Genomic DNA, 18233 nt, shown 5'->3' with positions numbered 1-18233 from the left:
TTATTCTATGGTTAGCGTAAATTTTCCATCGTCGGCGCGTTGCAGCACCAGCGCCTGCCCCTTCGGCACGGCGACGTGAGCGGCCACGAAGTCCGCTGCCACCGGCAGCTGGCGTTCGCCGCGGTCGACCAGCGCGGCCAGCATGATGCGTGCCGGACGGCCGTAATCGAACAACTCGTTGATGGCGGCGCGCGTGGTGCGGCCGGTGTACAGCACGTCATCGACCAGCAGGATGTTGGCGGCCGCCACATCAAAGGTGATGTTGGTCGGCTTGACTTCCGCCGGCAGGCCCTTCCTGGCGTAGTCGTCGCGGTAGAACGACACATCCAGCACGCCGCAGCGGGCCGACAGGCCGAGGTCGGCCGCAAGACGTTCGGCGATCCAGGCGCCGCCGGAGTGGATGCCGACGATGGCAACATCCGGCACGCCGGCCAGGCCGGCTTTCACATCGGCCAGCAGCGTCGCGTACAGCGCTTCGGCATCGAGTTGGTTGGGATTGAGAGTCATAGGGAATCGAAGTATTGTTGCAAGATGATGGCGGCGGCGCGGTCATCGATCACCTCGCCGCGCTTGGCCGAAATCACGGCCGAGGAATAGCGCTCGTCGACCAGTTCCACCGGCAGGTTGAAGCGGCCGTTCAGTTGATTGGCAAAACGGCGCGCCCGCGCCGTCATTTCATGTTCATTGCCGTCCGGGTGCATGGGCAGGCCGACCACCAGCCGGGTCGGCTTCCACTCATCCAGCAGCTTCTGGATGTCGGCAAAGCGGGTCGCATTGTCGACCGCGTTGATCACTTTCAGGGGCTCCGCCTGGCGCAGCATGGTGTTGCCCATAGCCACGCCGATTCTTTTCACACCGAAGTCGAACGCAAAAATGGTGTCGATACTGCTCATTTAAGCGTGGCCCGCCTCGGACGTGAGCATCAGCGGGTCGATGCCCAGCAGGCGCATGGCGGCGGTGTAGCGGTCTTCGATCGGCATGTTGAACAGGATTTCCGGATCGGCGCCCACCGTCAGCCAGCCGTTGCGGCTGATTTCCTCTTCCAGCTGGCCCGGGCTCCAGCCCGAGTAGCCGATCGACACCAGCATGCGCGGCGGGCCTTCGCCGGCCGCCACCGCTTCCAGCACGTCAATCGAAGTGGTGAAGGCGACATCCTTGGTCACCGTCAGCGAGGACGAATAGCGGTGGCCGGGCGTGTGCAGCACGAAGCCGCGGTCGTCCTGCACCGGGCCGCCAAACATGATCGGTTCATCGTCATGGCCTTCCAGGCCGTGATCGACCTTGAGGTCGATGCGCTCAAACAGGGTGTGCATGGTCATGTCGGTGGGCTTGTTGATCACCACGCCCAGCACGCCGTTTTCATTGTGTTCGCAAACATACACCACCGTGCCGCCGAAGACCGGATCTTGCATGGATGGCATTGCAATAAGGAAATGATTTGCCAGATTCAGCGTGCTGATGGGCGCGCCGACAGGTTCCAGGGGGTCGCCGGCTTCTGGCATCAGGCCGGGAACAGGTAGAGTTTTGCCTATTTTGCTCTTCTTCATACAAGTTGCTCTCTCTGCTGGGTGCGTGTTCTCTCTGTGCTGCTGACAATTACTGTAGTATCGCGCGGCTAGCAACTCTGTTTAAACCGTAGTTTACACTGAATTGGGGGCACAGCCACGATTGCGTCCCTCACAAGATTGACACAGACCGAATGAAACTGACTTCTTCCCTCGTATGGCTGCGCCGCGACCTGCGCGTGTTCGACCATGTAGCCCTGCACCAGGCCTTGCTGTCCAGTGAGAAGGTGTATTGTGTTTTTGTCTATGACACCACGATTCTGGGCAGCTTGCCGCGACCCGACCGCCGGGTCGATTTCATCCACGCCAGCATTGCCGAAGTGGCGGCCGAGTTGCAGCAGCTGGGCGGCCACCTGATCGTCCGTCACGGCGACCCGGAGCATGAGATTCCGGCGCTGGCAGCGCAGCTGGGCGTGGACGCGGTGTTCTGCAACCACGATTATGAACCGCAAGCCATGGCCCGTGACGCCACGGTGGAACGCGCGCTGCAGGCGGCCGGCCGCCAGTTCCATAGTTACAAGGATCAGGTGATCTTTGAAAAAAGCGAGGTGCTGTCGCAGACTGGCGGCATGTTCTCGGTGTTTACGCCGTATAAAAACGCCTGGCTGAAGAAACTGGCGGCTGACCCGTCGGTGCTGGCGCCGTACAACATCGAACCGCATGCAGCCCGGCTGGCGCCGCCGCCCTCGCCCGCGCCGGCGCTGCCGACGCTGGCCGAGCTGGGCTTTGAGCCGAGCAATCTGGCCGAGCTGAAAATTCCGACCGGCATGTCGGGCGCGGCGCAGCTGTTTGACGATTTCCTGTCGCGCATCAGCGATTACAACGTGGCGCGCGATTTCCCTTCCGTGAAGGGGCCGTCGTATCTGTCGGTGCATTTCCGTTTCGGCACGCTGTCGGTGCGGCACCTGGTGCGCACGGTGCTGGATCTGCAGGAGCGCGGCGCCGCCGGCGAAGGCGCGGCGGTGTGGCTGTCGGAACTGATCTGGCGCGAGTTCTACGCCATGATCCTGTACCACAATCCGCATGTGGTGGGCGGCGCGTTCAAGCCGGCCTACGATGCGATTGCATGGGAAACCGGGCCGGAGGCCGACCAACTGTTTGCCGCATGGTGCGAAGGCCGCACCGGCTATCCGCTGGTGGATGCGGCCATGCTGCAGCTGAACCAGACCGGCTATATGCACAACCGCCTGCGCATGGTGACGGCCTGCTTCCTGATCAAGGACCTGGGCATCGACTGGCGGCGCGGCGAGGAGTACTTTGCGCTGCATCTGAACGACTTCGATCTGGCGTCCAACAACGGCGGCTGGCAGTGGGCCTCGTCCTCGGGATGCGATGCGCAGCCCTACTTCCGCATCTTCAACCCGATTACGCAATCGGAGAAGTTTGACGGCGAAGGGAAATTCATCCGCCGCTATCTGCCGCAGCTCAAGGCATTGAACAACAAGGAAATCCACGCGCCATGGCTGGCGCCGCGCATGCTGGCGCCGGACTATTGGCCGCCGGTGGTGATGCACGACGAAGCGCGCAAGCGTACGCTTGAGCGCTACGAGGTGGTCAAGAAGCCTGCCTGATCAAGCCGCTGATCGCTTTCAGCAGCACGTCTTCCTGGAACGGCTTGCCGAAGTAGGCGTTCACGCCCAGCTCCAGCGCGACGTTGCGGTGTTTGTCCGCGCTGCGCGAGGTGATCATGATGATGGGGATGCCGCGCGTGCGTTCGTCGCCGCGCACATTGCGCGTCAGGTCGAAGCCATCCATGCGCGGCATCTCGATATCGACCAGCATCAGGTCGGGCGGCGTTTCCTGCAGCTGCTCCAGCGCGTCCACGCCGTCCTTGGCCAGCAGCACGCGATAGCCTTCACGCTCCAGCAGGCGCTGGGTGACGCGGCGCACGGTCAGCGAATCATCCACCACCATGATGGTGCGGCCCAATGCGGTGCGCGCGGCCGGGCTGTCGGCCGCCGCTTGCGCGTACTGGATTTTTACTTCCGGATGGTGGGCCAGGTGCTGCGCCAGCGCCACCGGGTTCAGGATCAGCACAATGTCGCCGGTGCCCAGCACCGTGGCGCCGGCAATGCCGACCATGCGCGACAGCTGCGGGCCGATGTTCTTGATCACCACCTCGCGGTTGCCCAGCACTTGATCCACTTGCAGGGCGAGGCGCTCGTTGCCGTTCTTGAGCATCATCACCGGCGATGAGCGTTGGGCCGGCGGTTGCGCCGCGTCGCCCAGCAGCGCAGGCAGGTATTGCATGCCGTTGGTGCGGGCCTCCGTCAGCGCCGCTTCTTTCATTTGCAGCACCTGCTCGACCAGAATGGCCGGCAGCGCGTAGGTTTTGCCGCCGGCGGCCAGCAGCACCACCTGGGTGACGGCCAGCGTCAACGGCAGGCGGATAGTGAAGCGCGTGCCCTTGCCTGGCACCGAGTACAGGTCGACGCGGCCGCCCAGCGCCTGGGCTTCCGACTGCACCACGTCCATGCCGACGCCGCGGCCAGACAGTTCGGTCAGCGCTTCGGCGGTGGAGAAGCCGGGTTCGAAAATCAGGTCGGCAATCTGGGCATCGGTGCTTGCTTCGTTTGCATCCAGCAGGCCGACGCTGATGGCTTTTGCCTTGATGCGTTCCAGATCGAGGCCGCCGCCGTCGTCGCTGAAGTCAATCACGACTTCGTTGCCCTCTTGCGCCACCTGCACCAGCAATTCGCCGGTCTCGTTCTTGCCGGCGGCGGCGCGGCCGTCGCGAGATTCGACGCCGTGGGCGATGGCGTTGCGCAGCAGGTGTTCAAATGGCGCCGACATGCGTTCGAGGACGCTGCGGTCCAGTTCCACGTTGCTGCCTCGGATGTCGAGGTTGACGCGCTTGTCGATGTCCTTGGCGCTTTGGCGGGCGACGCGGAACAGGCGCTCGGAGATGCTGGCGAAGGGCACCATGCGCACGCGCATCAGGTCGCGTTGCAGGTCGCGCGTAAGGCGGGCTTGCTGCGTCAGGTCGGTGTGGGCGTTGTCGACGCTGCGGGTCAGGCTTTCGTGGAAGCTGGCGACGTCGTTGACGCTTTCGGCCATCATCCGGGTGAGTTCCTGCAGCCGCGTGAAGCGGTCGAATTCAAGCGGGTCGAATTCGCGCTCGCTGGAGATGGCCATGCGCGAGGCGATTTGCGATTCGGCTTGCATTTCGACTTCGCGCAGCTGGCGGCGCAGGCGGGCCAGGTTGTCGGAGAAGTCGGCCAGCGAGGAGCGCAGGGTTTCGACTTCGTTTTCCAGCTTGGAGCGCGAGATGGAGACTTCGCCGGCCTGGTTGACCAGGCGGTCGAGGATGTCGGCGCGCACGCGCACCAGCGGTGATTTGACGCCGGCCTGGGTGTCTTCGGCGGCGCTTGGCGCGGTTTGTGGTGCTGGTGCGGCCGGGACGTCGTCGATCAGGGTGACGATGTTGTCGGCCAGACCGGCGACGGCGGCTGGTTGCAGGGCGTCAGGGTTTTGCAGTTGTTCGAACAGCAGCAGTGCATGGTCGTAGTGGGCCAGCAGTTCCTCGAACGCCTGCGGCGTGGCGGAGCCGGCGTGCACCATGTTTTCGATGTGGGTTTCGATCTCGTGGCAGTGCTGGCCGAGGCGCATGGCGCCGGCCATGCGCGCGCTGCCCTTCACGGTGTGCAGGAGGCGCAGCAGGCTTTGGGCATGCGCGGTATCGGTTGGGGTGTGCTGCCAGGCGCGCAGCGCTTCACCGACTTGCGGCAGCAGGTCGGCGCCTTCTTCGAGGAAGACCGGCAGCAGGTCGGCGTCCAGTTCATCGTGGAAGATGGCGGGAGCGGCGGGCAGGATTTCCGGCTCGGCCGGGGCCAGGGCGATGACTTCGGCGTCCGGCTCGGCTACGGCGGACGGCTGCGGCGGCTCGGCGTCGGTAGCCGCGTCGACGACGGCAGCGGGCGGCTGTTGCGACTCGCCGGTGGCGCCAGCGGACGGCTGCAGCGGCTCGGCGGTGGCGCTAGCGGACGGCTGCTGCGCTTCCGTGTCGGCGTCCGGGGCGGTGCGCGGCAGCGGCTCGGCGGTGGACGGCGGTGCGTCGTCAACGTTGGCTTCGGGCGCGTCAGCCGGCGGTGGGGCTTCGATGGCGGCTGGCGGCGGCTCGGGAGGCAGCGGGGCGGCGATCTTTAACGGCGGCTCCGCGAAGGCATCGTCAAACGCTGCGTTGAACAAATCGTCAATGCCATCATCAACGTGCACTTCCGGCTTTTTCTTCAGCGGCGGCGCGATCGGCGCGTCCGACTCCGGCACGGTGCCGCTGATGGCGTTGTAAGTCTCGCGGAACAGCTGGTCCAGCGGCGACTCCTGCGTGACCGGCGGTGCGTTCAGGCCATCCATGGTCTCCGCCACCAGGTCATCCAGCCGCGATTCGATTTCGTTGCTGGCTGCTGGCGGCGTGCTGGCCAGTTCATCGCGCAGGCCTTGCAGTGCGCTGATCAGCTCCGGCTGCGCTGGCGGCAGCTCGCCGGCGGCAAAGCTTTGCAGCATCTGGCGGATGCGCTGCATGGTGAAGTCCAGCAGGTCGTGCTGCGCCTGGTCGAGATGCGGGGCCGGCGGCAGCAGCACTTGCAGCGTGCTTTCCAGCGCCAGCGCCAGTTCGCGCAGGGCTTTGAAGCCGACGGTGCCCGAGGTGCCGGCCAGCGTGTGTGCGGCGGCCAGCGCGTCCGGGTTCACCGGGCGGCGCGGTTCGTGACGCCATTCACCGAAGTCCTGCTCCAGCTTGCGGACCAGGTCATCGGATTCGTGCAGGTAGATGTTGTACAGCGGCAGAGGGATTTCCATGCCGCCGATGTGCTTGACGTTGTCGTCGCGCGGCGGGGTGGGCGGCGCGATGGTGGGGAACTCGATGACGTTGCCGTGGGTGACTAGCGGCGGCAGCGCCGGTTCGGGCGCGGGCGGCTCGTCGTCAGCTGTAGCTTCCGGTGTAAGCGTGTCGGCGGCATCGCTGTCAGCTGCGAGATCATCGTCCACCGCCGGCGTGGCGATATCGCCGGCCGGAGCCGACGTGTCAAACTCGGAGAGATCGGCGGCTGACGCGGGCACTGCCGGCCTGGCGGTATCGCCGGCCGGAGGGGGCGCGCTGAGGTCGTCGGCCGGCGCGGGCGCGGCGGGTGGCGGAGAGGCGAAGTCTGGCTGGCCGCCTTCCTGGACGCGCGTGGCGGCGGCGATCAGGGCGTCGGCGTTGCGGGCGGAGACGCCGTTGGCAATCAGTTCTGCTACCCACGCGCTCATTTCTTGCGCAGCGCTGCTCAACAAATCATACAGTGCATCCGTGGCCGGACGCGCTTCTGCCAGCCATACGTTCATCACCTTCTCGATGGCATACGCCGCATCGGCAAACTGGTTCAAGCCGACCATGCGCCCACTGCCCTTCAAGGTGTGGAACGACCGCCGCAGCATGGTGAGATTCTCTTCCGTGCGAGGCAGCGGCAAGGTTTCGCCAACAAACGCCAGCACTTCCTGTGCCTCGGAGATGAAGATATCCAGCAGCTCCGCCTCCACCGCCGCATCGCTGGCGGCAGGCGGTGGCGCTTCGACCGGCATCGCCACCGGCGCCGGCGCCGGCACCTGCTCATCCAGCACCGGTATCGACTCCGACGCCGCCATCTTCTTGAACGGCACGGACCGGAAACTGCCCTGCACCGCATCAAACGCAAAACGCTCGCGCGCCCCGGCCGCATTCTGCGCCAGCATGTCGACGAAGAAGCCCAGTGCACCGACATTCTGCGCAATGTCGTCCAGCGCCTTCGGCTCGTGCGCTGGATCGCCCTCACCGCGCGCCAGCGCCTGCACCGCCGATTTCACATGCTGCGCGGCGTGCATTGCATCATCCTGATCCAGCACCGCCAAAGCCCCCTGCAGCTGATGCAGCACCGGGTCCAGCTCCAGCAGCGATGAACGTTTGGAGGGATCGGCATAGTAATCGTCCAGCACTTTCTCGACCTGGCGCAAGCCGGTCTTCATCTCCACCGCCAGCGCGGCCACGGTGTCGTCCTGCTGCATCTGGTGTGCCAGGCCGCTCTGCCATTGCGCCGGTTCTGGCGGAATCTCGCCGGAGACCAGCGCCAGCAGGCGCGCGCCGATGGTGTCTGCATGTGCGGCGAAATCGTCCGGCAGATGGCGGATGTGCTGCAGGCCATGTTCGGCAAACAGCAAAGCGGTCGCCATCTCCAGCGCCAGCTCTTCGCTGCGGCCGGCGGAAACGGCCTTGCGCGCGACGTCGGCCAATTGGCGCAGCAAAGCACTCAGCGCCGGCAGGTTGAGTTTCTCGCATTCAGCGGCAACATCTTGTAGGGCTGCGTCAAATGCGGCGTCCAGATCGGGATCGATTTCGGCGTTGGCCAGGCGGTCCCAGTTGGCCTTGGCCTGCACCATGCCGGCCTTGGCGCGTTCCAGTGCCTGCGTGTCGATCTGACCGTAGCGGCGGCTTTCATAGTCGGCCGGCGCCAGGCCGTCCAGCGCATACGCGGCGCGCAGCTGCTGCACGGTGGGCGAGGCGGATTCCGCGCCGGCGCTAGCAATGAAGAACAGGGCGTCGCGCAGCATGGCCTCCGGCTGCGCGGCCGTGCCCTGGCTCAGACGGCGGATTTGCAGATTGATCAGGCCAAACAGCTGCTTGACGTACAAACCGCCGGGGAGCGCGCCATCGGCCACCAGTTCAGCGAAGGCCTGCATGGCCAGCCAGAAGGTGCGCGCCTGGCCGTCCTGCTGGGCGTCAGCCACCAGCTTGATGGCCTCCAGCAGCGCGCCGGCATCGCCGGTGCCCTTCATGTAAGGCAGCAGCGCGCGCTCGAAGCGCTGGCGGAACGCTGCGTAGTCCGGCACACCCTCGCCCTCAGCGGCGCCGGCGGCAAGCGGCAGGCTTGCCGGCTGCGACAAATCAGGATAGAACAAATCGGCCGGATGGACGCGCTCCGCGCCCATCATCTCCTGCACCGCGCGATAGTACGGGAACAGCCTGGCAGGCTGCGAGGGCGCGCCTTCCAGCAGTTCCTCCAGATACTCCACCAAGGCCTGATACAACTGCGCCACCGCTTGCGCATGGTCGGTGCTGCACTTCAGCGTGCCAGCCTTGAAGCGGTCCAGCGCCGCCTCGGCCACCTCGGTCATCAGACTGACGCCATCCACATCCACCATCTGCAACGCCCCATGCGCCTGATGCAAATGCGACTTGGCGTGCTGCAGCTGAGTGGCCTGATCTTCCGGCTCCCGTCCGCCCGCCTCAAACAAGGCGGTGCGCGAACGTGCCAGCGACTCGCGGATTTCCACCATCACCCACGACAGCGGGCCGGTGTCCAATTGCGGTTGCCGTGGAATCGAAAAATCAGTCTTGCTCATGCTTGTCTGGGCCTTTCATTAAGTTATGCGGAAGCGCGCCACGGAGTTCTTCAACTCCTGCGCCAGCACCGATAACTTGTGAATCGATTGCGCGGTTTGCTGCGTACCGTCCTGCGTCTGCTCGGTCACCGCCAGAATATGCTGAATGTTCTGCGCCACGCCGGACGCGGACGTGGCCTGCTGTCCGGTCGCCTGCGCGATACCGGAGATCAGCTCCGCCAGGCGGTTGGACACCTGTGAAATATCATGCAGCGCCGCGCCTGCCGCATCGGACAGGCGCGCACCTTCCACCACGCCCTGGGTCGATTTCTCCATCGCCGCCACCGCATCGTGGGTATCGGTCTGAATCGTGCGCACCAGCGCGCCGATCTGCTTGGCCGCTTCCGCCGAACGCTCCGCCAGCCGCTGCACCTCTTCCGCCACCACCGAGAAGCCGCGCCCCGCCTCGCCGGCCGATGCGGCCTGGATCGCCGCATTCAGCGCCAGCACATTGGTCTGCTCCGTAATGTCCGAAATCAGCTCGGTGATCTCGCCAATCTCCTGCGACGACTCGCCCAGCCGCTTGATGCGCTTGGAGGTATCCTGAATCTGCTCGCGGATCTCGTGCATGCCCTTGATGGCGTTTTCCACCGCCGTCGAACCTTGCTGCGCGGCCGCCACCGACTGCCGCGCCACATCAGCCGACTCGCTGGCGGAGCGCGACACATCGGTAATCTCGTTGGCCATCTTCACCACCGTGGCCGAGGCATCCTGAATCTCGCGCGACTGCTGCTGCGACGCCTGCAGCAGATCGGTAGAAATACTCTGCGCATGGGTGGACGCCTTGGTCACCTGCTCCGCCGTCGCCGTCACCCGCCCCACCAGGCCGCGCAGCTCCTCCACCGTGTAGTTGACCGAATCGGCAATCGCGCCGGTGATGTCCTCGGACACGGTGGCCTGCACCGTCAGGTCGCCATCCGCCACTTCCTGCAGCTCGTTCATCAGGCGCAGAATCGCCGCCTGATTCTGGTCATTCATCGACTTGGCTTCCTCTTCCTTCTGCTGCGCCTGCTGACGCATGGCGTCCGCCTCCTGGCGGCGGCGTTCCGCGCCGCGCGTGCGGTTGTGCGAATCCATCAGCAGCACGCGGCCGATGGCGGCCGCCGTCATCAGCGTCAGCATGCCGCCCACCACCATCAGCCAGAAAGTGATATCGAGCGAATCCTGATTCTCGCGGTAGGCCTGCTGCAGCACCGACAGGCGCTGGCGCAGCGCCTCGTTGTCGTTGAAGATCAGCTGTTCCGCCGCCTTGGCGGCATTGAACTTGTCCAGCTTTTCCAGCACCACCGACACCAGCTTCTGATACGCCTCGAAAGCCGCCTGCAGCTCGGTGAACTTGGCGCGCAGGTCCGGCTCGCGCACCGCGGCAATGCCTTGCTGCGGACTGCCGTTGAGGAAGCCCTCGATGGTATTGCGGAAGACCGTGGTATCACGTCCCAGCTGGAACGCGGTTTCCGCGCTGATGCCGCCGGCGGTGAGGAATTCGCCGGCGCTGCGGTTCATGCGCTGGGTCAGCATGGTCAGCTTGCCCAGCGCCGCGATCTCGCGCGCCGAGGCGCCGCGCTGCACCTTCAGGCCGATGATGTCCTCGGTGCGGACCAGCAGGTCGGGCGACATCTCATTCAGTTTTTGCAGCGTCTTGTCCATGCCGCTCAGGTCCGCCTTCAGCTGCAGGATGGTGCCGGCCGCGAGGTCGGTCGCGGTCCACTGCTTGCGCGCCGCCGCCACCACGGTGGCGATGTCCGAACGCGGCTCGCCTATCGCGCGGCCCTGATACTGGCCGCCGCTGGTCATCAGCTTGATGTCGTGATTGAGTTCCTTGCGGCTTTCCTCCAGCTGGCGGAAGCCTTCCGCGCTGCCCTGCACCGCGTTGGGCGCGGCCTTGCCGATGCGCTGCGAGTGCATCAGCGCATCGCTGGCTACCTGGGTCTGCGCCGAGCGATTGGCGCTGTGGATGTTATTCAGCGCCACAAACACCACGCTCATGCCGATGCTGACCGCCAGCGCGGTCGACAACACGCTCAGTTGACGCTGGGCCGGCAGGTGGCCGATCAGGGGCAGTTTGAAACCGGGGCCGGTATCGGCGGAAGCCTCGGTGGCGCTGCGGCGGCGGCCGAGCGCATCGCGCAGGCGCAGCGGGGCGGCATCGGCATCATCAATGGCGGGCGACGGCGACGGCGATGGCGCAGCGGCTGGCGTGCCGCCGGCGGTGGTATGTAGAAACTGCGAGTCGCCAAATTCTGAATTGGCTGCTGCCTCTTGTGCGGCATTCCGGCTGCCGCGCGAGAAAATCTTAAAAGCCATACACCCTCTCCGGATTAAGTGTTTGCTATACCAGCCCTACCTGCACAAAACGTGTTTCCTGCACCAGCTGCGCCAGGTCGATGCGCAGCCATGATTGTCCTTCGTCGTCGCGGAATTCGTCGCCCGCCACAAGCTGCATGTCGGCCAGCTTGCGCAGCCCCAGCACGCGCTCCACCTGCAGCGCGCAGTTAAAGCCCAGTCCCGGCGCAAAAGTGATCAGCCGGCGCTCGGACGGCGCGGCGTCGCCGGCCGCCTGCTGCCGATAGCGCGCCAGATCGACAATACCGGTCAGTTGGCCGCGGATATTGGCCAGGCCCAGATACCAGTCATGGGTGAGCGGCACCGGCGTCACCGGCTGCAGCGGCACAATCTCGCTGATCTGGGTCAGGTCCAGCAGGCACAGACGCCCGCCGATCGACACGCCCAGTTCACGTCCGCCTTCAGTGGCGCCGCTCTTGGCGGCCTGCATGCGCTCCAGCAGCTGCACCTGATACTGGCGCAGGCGGCTGCGGCGTTCGGTGGGCGCCGGGCCGCTCATCAGCCGAGGGCCGCAATCTTGGCCAGCAGTTCGGCCGGATCAACCGGCTTGACCAGATAGTCTTTCGCGCCCTGGCGCAGCGCCCAGATGCGGTCCGTTTCCTGGCTTTTGCTGGAGCAGATGATGACCGGGACGTCCTTCAGTTCCGGATCGCGGGCGATCGAGCGCGTCACCTGGAAGCCGTTCGCGCCGGGCATCACCACATCCATCAGGATCAGTTCCGGCTTTTCTTCCTTGAGCTTGAGCAGCGCTTCCTCGCCGTTGACGGCCACCGACACGCTATAGCCGCTGCGGGTCAGGATGTCGCTCAAAAAGTAGCGCTCCGTGGCCGAATCGTCGACGATGAGAATTCTCTGTATGGCCATATTTCCCCCTGCGGCTCTCTTATTCTGGTGTAGCGACAGCGCCGCCGGTGTGCTCGCGAACCGCGGCCAACAGGCTGTCTTTGGTAAAAGGTTTGGTCAGATAGGCAACGGCGCCCACCATGCTGCCGCGCGCGCGGTCGAACAGGCCGTCCTTGGAGGACAGCATCAACACCGGCGTGGCATGGAATTTTGCGCTTTTTTTAATCAGTGCGCAGGTCTGGTAGCCATCGAGGCGCGGCATCAGGATGTCGCAGAAGATCAGGGCCGGATGATGATCGTTGATCTTGGCGAGCGCGTCGAAGCCGTCTTCGGCCAGCACCACCTGGTAGCCGGCCTGGGACAAAAAGATCTCGGCCGAGCGACGTATGGTGCTGCTGTCGTCGATCACCATGATTTTCAGAGCAGTTGTCGTCATAGTCGCTGGCCGGTTTGGCGCCTGATTTAAATCGCTACCATCTCGAAATCGTCCTTGCGGGCGCCGCATTCCGGGCAGCTCCAGTTCATCGGGACGTCGGCCCAGCGCGTGCCCGGAGCGATGCCTTCGTCCGGCAGACCGGCTTCTTCATCGTAAATCCAGCCGCAGATCAGGCACATCCAGGTCTGGAACTCCTGCGTTGTTTCGTTGCTACTCACGTTTTGCCACCCTCAATCTAGTAAAATGCCGAATTAGGTATCTTAATCTACCCGCCGTGCAAAACCAAACTTCTCCTCTTATATTGAGCTTCGGCGCTGCCGATCCGGCTGGCGCCACCGGCGTCCAGGCCGACCTGGCGGCTTTTTCGGCCCTGTCCTGTACCGGGCTGGCCGTCACCACCGCGTTGCTGATCAGCGACAGCGCCCGCGTGGAAGACCTGCAGGACATCGACCCGGACTGGGTGGCCGACCAGGCCCGCGTGATCCTCGAAGACATGACCATGTCAGCCTTCAAGGTCGGCGCCATCACCAATCTTGAGCAGGTGGCGGCGGTGGCCGAAATCCTGTCCGACTACCCGGATGCGCCGCTGATCCTCGATCCCTTCAGTTCCCGCCTGCCCGCGCTGTCGGATGACGACGCCGAAGAACTGATGACCGCGATCCGCCAGCTGCTGGTGCCGCAGGCCACGCTGCTGATGTTATCGCAGGTGGAGCTGGGTCGCATGGCCGAGACCTGGCGCGAAAGCGGCGATGGCAGCGAGGGCGAGGACATGCTGCAATCGGATGTCGAGCACCTGCTGGCCCTGGGCTGCGAGTTCGTGCTGGTGACCGGCACCGCCTCCTCCGGCGGCGCGCTGGCCAACACCCTGTACGGCGGCGATGGCGTCATCAGCCACGACGCCTGGCAGCATCTGGCCGGGCCGTTCATCGGCGCCGGCAACACCCTGTCGGCGGCGCTGACGGCCTTCATGGCGCGCGGCGCCGACGTGCCGGAAGCGGTGGCGGCGGCGCAGGAGTACACTGTCGGCGCGCTGGCCCATGCGCAGCGCTACGGCATGGGCAAGTTCGTGCCGAACCGATTTTTCCATCTGCAGTCCGCGCAGGACATGCAATAAAAATATTGAAGATGCCATCATGACTACTTCCAAGAACGACCAGCTGTTTGCACGCGCCCAGAAAACCACGCCGGGCGGCGTCAATTCTCCGGTGCGCGCCTTCCGTTCGGTGGGCGGCACGCCGCGTTTCATCACCCGCGCCGAAGGCCCGTACTTCTGGGATGCGGACGGCAAGCGTTACATCGATTACATCGGCTCCTGGGGGCCGGCGATCGTCGGCCACGCGCATCCGGAAGTGGTGAAAGCGGTGCAGGACGCGGCCACGCGCGGCCTGTCGTTCGGCGCGCCGACCGAAGCGGAAATCGAGATGGCGGAAGAAATCGTCAAGCTGGTGCCGTCGCTGGAGCAGGTGCGCCTGGTGTCGTCGGGCACGGAAGCGACCATGAGCGCCCTGCGCCTGGCGCGCGGCGCCACGGGCCGCGACAAGATCGTCAAGTTCGAAGGCTGCTACCACGGCCACGCCGATTCGCTGCTGGTAAAAGCGGGCAGCGGCCTGCTCACCTTCGGCAATCCGACGTCGGCCGGCGTGCCGGAGGACTTCGTCAAGCACACGCTGGTGCTGGACTATAACAATGTGGCGCAGATCGAAGAGGCCTTTGCCAACTTCGGCAGCGAGATCGCCTGCGTGATCGTGGAGCCGGTGGCCGGCAATATGAACCTGATCAAGGGCACGCGCGCATTCCTGCAAGCGCTGCGCGACCTGTGCACCCGGCACGGCGCATTGCTGATCTTCGACGAAGTGATGTGCGGCTTCCGCGTGGCGATGGGCGGCGCACAGGAACTGTACGGCATCAAGCCGGACCTGACCGCGCTGGGCAAGGTGATAGGCGGCGGCCTGCCGGTGGCGGCGTTCGGCGGCAGCACTGAGTTGATGAGCAAGATGTCGCCGGTGGGCGCGGTGTACCAGGCCGGTACGCTGTCGGGCAATCCGGTGGCGGTGGCGGCGGGCATGACCACGTTGAAGCTGATCCAGCAGCCGGGCTTCTATGACAAGCTGGCCGCATCGGCCAAGCGCCTGGCCGATGGCCTGACTGCGGCGGCGAAAGACGCCGGCATTCCGTTCTGCGCCGATTCGGTGGGCGGCATGTTCGGTCTGTACTTCAGTGAGACGCCGCCGAACAACTACGCTGAAATGATGGCCGGGAACCGCGAGCGCTTCAACGTGTTCTTCCACCACATGCTGGACGAAGGCGTGTACTTTGCGCCGGCGGCGTTCGAGGCGGGCTTCGTCTCGGCCCGGCACAGCGACGACGTCATCGACGACACCATCGCGGCCGCCCGCCGCGTGTTCGCCAGACTCTGACCGGCGAAGGCCGGAGCTCTTGGAACACATGCTCAGCATGGATTCCGGCTTGCGCCGGAATGACGGCTAGTCGGGCTCCTGTTCGTCCTCCTCGGAGCGCTGGATCACGCCGGTGTTGAAGTTGTATTCGAACAGGTCGCCGTAGCGGCCCCACTCGATGGCCACGCGCAGTGCGCGCTCGGCTTCTTCTGCGCTGAGCGTGAAGCGCAGCAGTTTGAGGAACAGGTCTTCCGGCAGGTCGCCGGACTTGTCCTGTTCCAGACCGTGACAGATGTAGGCGATCAGCGGCACATGCTCCAGCAGCTGCTTGCCGAACATGACCTGCCGCTCGGCGTTGTCCGCCTTCACATAGCGCCCGCCCAGTTCCGTCAGCAGGATGTCGCCGTTGGTCAGGTAGGCAAAGCCCAGCAGGATCAGGGCGTTCAGCACCTCCAGCAGCTCGGCGTCGGTCAGTTCCGTCTCTTCCGCGATCTTCGGCAGGTCGGCGCGGCCGTGGAACGGCTCCTCGGCCAGCAGCTCCAGAATACCCTCCATGTGCGCGATGTCGGCCTGCGGCAGACGATCGCCCAGCTGCAGCTTGACTTCGCGCTCGCTGATCAAGCCGCCGCCAGCGCCACGGCGCCCGGAGCTGGCGGTCATCAATTCATATACCTTGTCGATCAGTTGGCGCACTTCGGCGCTTTCCGCCTTGCGCGGCTGCTGCAGCGATATCGGCAGCTCGGCGCGCACGCGGCCCGGATCGCTGGCGAAGATCAGCACCCGGTCGGCCATCATCACCGCTTCCTCGATGTTGTGCGACACCACCAGGATCGCCTTGGTCGGGATCTGGCCGGACTGCCACAGCTCCAGGATCTCTTCGCGCAGGCGCTCGCCGGTCAGCACGTCCAGCGCGGAAAAGGCTTCGTCCATCAGCAGCACTTCCGGCTCCATCACCAGCGCGCGGGCGATGCCGACGCGCTGGCGCATGCCGCCCGACAGCTCGCGCGGCAGCGCGCCTTCAAAACCGGACAGGCCGATCAGGTCGATCACCTTCTCCGCGCGGCGCGCGCGTTCTTCCGGCGCCATGCCCTGCGCTTCCAGCCCCAGTTCAACATTCTTCTGCACCGTCAGCCACGGGAACAACGCGAACGACTGAAACACCATGCGGATGCCGCGCGCCGTGCCGTACAACGGCATGCCGCGATACAGCACCTGCCCTTCATCGGCCTGGATCAGGCCTGCCATGATGCGCAGCATGGTCGATTTGCCGGAGCCGGATTGGCCCAGCAACGCCACGATCTCGCCTTCGCGCAGGGTGAAGTCCACGCCTTCCAGCACCGCGCGCGCGGAGCCATCGGCTGCGCGGAAGTGTTTGCCGACGGCTTTCAGTTCAACGATAGGAGTGCTCATGATTCTGTTCCTAGAAATGCAGCCGGCTTTCGGCCATGGTGTACAAACGGCGCCAGACGAAGTGGTTAAAGCCCATCACGAAAATGCACATGATGCCGATGCCCAGCGCGATGCGCGGGAAGTCGCCGGCCACGGTCATCTCCTGGATATAGCTGCCGATGCCGTGCGCCTTCAGCGTGGTCGGCCCCCAACTGACGAATTCCGCCACGATGGCGGCATTCCACGAGCCGCCCGAGGCGGTGATCGCGCCCGTCACGAAGCTGGGGAAGATGGCCGGCAGCAGGTAGCGCCGCCATTTCAGCCAGCCGGTCAGGCCGAAGTTCCTGGCCGCGTGACGCAACTCGGTCGGGATGGTCGAGGCGCCGGCGATCACGTTAAACAGCAAGTACCACTGCGTCCCCAGGATCATCAGCGGCGACAGCCAGATGTCCGGATTCAGGTGGTAGCGTACGATGATGATCACCGCCACCGGGAACACCAGGTTGGCCGGGAAGGCCGCCAAGAACTGCGCCACCGCCTGCGTGCGCGAAGCCCAGCGCGGATTCATGCCGATCCAGATCCCGACCGGCACCCAGATCAAGGCCGCCAGCGCCAGCAGCACCACCACGCGCAGCATGGTGTAGACGCCCAGCAGCACCACATGCCCTACCTCGCTCCAACCGACTTCGGTGCGGATGAAGTGCACCAGGCTCCAGAGCGCGTAAAACACCACGGCGGCAACCACCGCATCCCACACGCGCTGCGGCACCAGTGACGGCCGGTCCTTGCGGGCACGGATCGAGGTGCCGTCGTGCGACAGGCGGAACACGGCGATCGAGCGCTCCAGCTGCTGCGCGAACCAGGCCACGATCTGCTGCGTGCGTTCGGTGCGGCGCAGCCAGGTCAGCAGCCAGGAGGACTGCGCGCTATCGCCGCCGGTTTCCTCGAAGCGGAATTTGTCGGCCCAGGCCAGCAAGGGGCGGAAGAACAGCTGGTCATACAGCAGCACCGCGATCAACATGGCAAAGATGGCCCAGCCGATGGCTTGCAGATTACTCTGCTCGATCGCCAGCGCGATATAGGAACCCATGCCGGGCAGCTTGATGGTCTGGTTGGACACCATGATGGCCTCCGACGCCACCACGAAGAACCAGCCGCCGGACATGGACATCATCATATTCCACAGCAGTCCGGGCATGGCGAACGGCAGCTCCAGCCGCCAGAAGCGCTGCCAGCCCGACAGCTGGAACACCTGCGCCGCCTCCGACAATTCCGCCGGCACCGAGCGGAAGCCCTGGTAGGCCGAGAACGCCATATTCCACGCCTGCGAGGTAAAGATCGCGAAGATGGCCGCGCATTCCACGCCCAGCAGGTTGCCGGGGAAGAGCGCGATAAACGCCGTCACGGTAATCGACAGGAAACCGAGGATAGGGATCGACTGCAGGATGTCGAGCATCGGCACCATCACTTTTTCGGCGATGCGGTACTTGGTGGTCAGCGCCGCAAACACGCAGCTGAAGATGACCGAGGCGCCCATGGCAATGAACATGCGCAGCGTGGTGCGCAGCAGATAGTAGGGCAGATAGGTCGGGTCCAGCGTCATCGGCAAGGTCTGGCCGAGTTCATACGGACGCGCCATCTGCTGGCTGCCATAGGCCATCAACACGAAAACCGCCAGCACGATGGGCAGCAGGGCCCAGTCCCAGCGATTGCCGCCGGCCTCCACCACCTGGCGGGGGAAAAATTGCCGTTTCTTGTTCATCTTATTACTTTCTCTGGCGCGGCAAGGAGATGGCCGCGGGGAGCGAAGGGAGGGAGCGTTACCGCTGGCCGCCATTCTAATAGATTCACTCCCCCGATTTTATTACG

The 18233-nt window shown here is 64.8% G+C and carries 14 protein-coding genes; 3 read left to right on the top strand and 11 right to left on the bottom strand.

The window, feature by feature from the left end; translation table 11 throughout:
• The 3 genes from pyrR to ABDW57_RS02815 are packed head-to-tail and all read right to left on the bottom strand — an operon-like array spanning position 1 to position 1502.
• A complete protein-coding gene (gene pyrR / locus ABDW57_RS02825; RefSeq protein ID WP_343728685.1) occupies positions 1 to 507 on the bottom strand; it encodes a bifunctional pyr operon transcriptional regulator/uracil phosphoribosyltransferase PyrR in 507 nt (168 codons plus the stop codon).
• Positions 504 to 893, bottom strand: a complete 390-nt coding sequence (ruvX, locus tag ABDW57_RS02820; RefSeq protein WP_343728684.1) for a Holliday junction resolvase RuvX — start codon at positions 891 to 893, stop codon at positions 504 to 506. The genes pyrR and ruvX overlap by 4 nt, the downstream gene beginning before the upstream one ends.
• A complete protein-coding gene (locus ABDW57_RS02815) occupies positions 894 to 1502 on the bottom strand; it encodes a YqgE/AlgH family protein (RefSeq protein ID WP_343729106.1) in 609 nt (202 codons plus the stop codon). It abuts the gene before it with no gap.
• 197 nt (positions 1503 to 1699) lie between these two features.
• Here ABDW57_RS02815 and ABDW57_RS02810 point away from each other — a divergent pair, with 197 nt between their 5' ends.
• Positions 1700 to 3136, top strand: a complete 1437-nt coding sequence (locus ABDW57_RS02810; protein WP_343728683.1) for a deoxyribodipyrimidine photo-lyase — start codon at positions 1700 to 1702, stop codon at positions 3134 to 3136.
• Here the strand turns inward: ABDW57_RS02810 and ABDW57_RS02805 are convergent.
• The 6 genes from ABDW57_RS02805 to ABDW57_RS02780 are packed head-to-tail and all read right to left on the bottom strand — an operon-like array spanning position 3120 to position 12758.
• Complete coding sequence (locus tag ABDW57_RS02805) at positions 3120 to 8918, bottom strand: Hpt domain-containing protein (RefSeq protein ID WP_343728682.1); 5799 nt, start codon at positions 8916 to 8918, stop codon at positions 3120 to 3122. The two genes, ABDW57_RS02810 and ABDW57_RS02805, sit on opposite strands and share 17 nt — an antisense overlap.
• 18 nt (positions 8919 to 8936) lie before the next feature.
• Complete coding sequence (locus ABDW57_RS02800; RefSeq protein ID WP_343728681.1) at positions 8937 to 11261, bottom strand: methyl-accepting chemotaxis protein; 2325 nt, start codon at positions 11259 to 11261, stop codon at positions 8937 to 8939.
• 25 nt (positions 11262 to 11286) lie between these two features.
• The gene (locus ABDW57_RS02795; RefSeq protein ID WP_343728680.1) at positions 11287 to 11799 is read right to left on the bottom strand and encodes a chemotaxis protein CheW; all 513 of its coding nucleotides are present in this window, start codon (positions 11797 to 11799) and stop codon (positions 11287 to 11289) included.
• Positions 11799 to 12164 carry a response regulator gene (locus ABDW57_RS02790; RefSeq protein ID WP_343728679.1) on the bottom strand — a complete coding sequence of 122 codons (366 nt, stop codon included), beginning with the start codon at positions 12162 to 12164 and terminating at the stop codon, positions 11799 to 11801. Before ABDW57_RS02790 ends, ABDW57_RS02795 begins: the two co-directional genes overlap by 1 nt.
• Positions 12165 to 12183: 19 nt before the next feature.
• The gene (locus ABDW57_RS02785; RefSeq protein WP_155465904.1) at positions 12184 to 12579 is read right to left on the bottom strand and encodes a response regulator; all 396 of its coding nucleotides are present in this window, start codon (positions 12577 to 12579) and stop codon (positions 12184 to 12186) included.
• Between the two features lie 26 nt (positions 12580 to 12605).
• On the bottom strand, positions 12606 to 12758 hold the full coding sequence (locus ABDW57_RS02780) for a rubredoxin (RefSeq protein ID WP_092275808.1): 153 nt from the start codon (positions 12756 to 12758) through the stop codon (positions 12606 to 12608).
• Between the two features lie 95 nt (positions 12759 to 12853).
• On the opposite strand from ABDW57_RS02780, the gene ABDW57_RS02775 reads away from it, so the two are divergent.
• Together ABDW57_RS02775 and hemL are read left to right on the top strand one after the other, a co-directional pair.
• Complete coding sequence (locus ABDW57_RS02775; protein WP_343728678.1) at positions 12854 to 13693, top strand: bifunctional hydroxymethylpyrimidine kinase/phosphomethylpyrimidine kinase; 840 nt, start codon at positions 12854 to 12856, stop codon at positions 13691 to 13693.
• A gap of 19 nt (positions 13694 to 13712) precedes the next feature.
• Entirely contained in the window at positions 13713 to 14996 is a 1284-nt protein-coding gene (gene hemL, locus ABDW57_RS02770) for a glutamate-1-semialdehyde 2,1-aminomutase (RefSeq protein ID WP_343728677.1), read from the top strand.
• Between the two features lie 66 nt (positions 14997 to 15062).
• Here the strand turns inward: hemL and ABDW57_RS02765 are convergent, their stop codons facing one another.
• Positions 15063 to 16385 carry a nitrate/sulfonate/bicarbonate ABC transporter ATP-binding protein gene (locus tag ABDW57_RS02765; protein ID WP_343728676.1) on the bottom strand — a complete coding sequence of 441 codons (1323 nt, stop codon included), beginning with the start codon at positions 16383 to 16385 and terminating at the stop codon, positions 15063 to 15065.
• A 10-nt stretch (positions 16386 to 16395) separates the two neighbouring features.
• Positions 16396 to 18126: an ABC transporter permease subunit gene (locus ABDW57_RS02760; RefSeq protein WP_343728675.1), complete on the bottom strand. Its 1731-nt coding sequence runs from the start codon at positions 18124 to 18126 to the stop codon at positions 16396 to 16398.
• Positions 18127 to 18233: the final 107 nt, after the last annotated feature.

The sequence above is a fragment of the Duganella sp. genome, from assembly GCF_039595735.1.
GTDB lineage: Bacteria > Pseudomonadota > Gammaproteobacteria > Burkholderiales > Burkholderiaceae_D > Rugamonas.
This window is presented reverse-complemented; position numbering and strand designations above follow the sequence as displayed.

Coding starts and splice junctions, on each gene's coding strand:
- pyrR (WP_343728685.1), bottom strand. CDS start 507: ATGACTCTCAATCCCAACCAACTCGATGCCGAAGCGCTGTACGCGACG.
- ruvX (WP_343728684.1), bottom strand. CDS start 893: ATGAGCAGTATCGACACCATTTTTGCGTTCGACTTCGGTGTGAAAAGA.
- ABDW57_RS02815 (WP_343729106.1), bottom strand. CDS start 1,502: ATGCCAGAAGCCGGCGACCCCCTGGAACCTGTCGGCGCGCCCATCAGC.
- ABDW57_RS02810 (WP_343728683.1), top strand. CDS start 1,700: ATGAAACTGACTTCTTCCCTCGTATGGCTGCGCCGCGACCTGCGCGTG.
- ABDW57_RS02805 (WP_343728682.1), bottom strand. CDS start 8,918: ATGAGCAAGACTGATTTTTCGATTCCACGGCAACCGCAATTGGACACC.
- ABDW57_RS02800 (WP_343728681.1), bottom strand. CDS start 11,261: ATGGCTTTTAAGATTTTCTCGCGCGGCAGCCGGAATGCCGCACAAGAG.
- ABDW57_RS02795 (WP_343728680.1), bottom strand. CDS start 11,799: ATGAGCGGCCCGGCGCCCACCGAACGCCGCAGCCGCCTGCGCCAGTAT.
- ABDW57_RS02790 (WP_343728679.1), bottom strand. CDS start 12,164: ATGGCCATACAGAGAATTCTCATCGTCGACGATTCGGCCACGGAGCGC.
- ABDW57_RS02785 (WP_155465904.1), bottom strand. CDS start 12,579: ATGACGACAACTGCTCTGAAAATCATGGTGATCGACGACAGCAGCACC.
- ABDW57_RS02780 (WP_092275808.1), bottom strand. CDS start 12,758: ATGTGCCTGATCTGCGGCTGGATTTACGATGAAGAAGCCGGTCTGCCG.
- hemL (WP_343728677.1), top strand. CDS start 13,713: ATGACTACTTCCAAGAACGACCAGCTGTTTGCACGCGCCCAGAAAACC.
- ABDW57_RS02765 (WP_343728676.1), bottom strand. CDS start 16,385: ATGAGCACTCCTATCGTTGAACTGAAAGCCGTCGGCAAACACTTCCGC.
- ABDW57_RS02760 (WP_343728675.1), bottom strand. CDS start 18,126: ATGAACAAGAAACGGCAATTTTTCCCCCGCCAGGTGGTGGAGGCCGGC.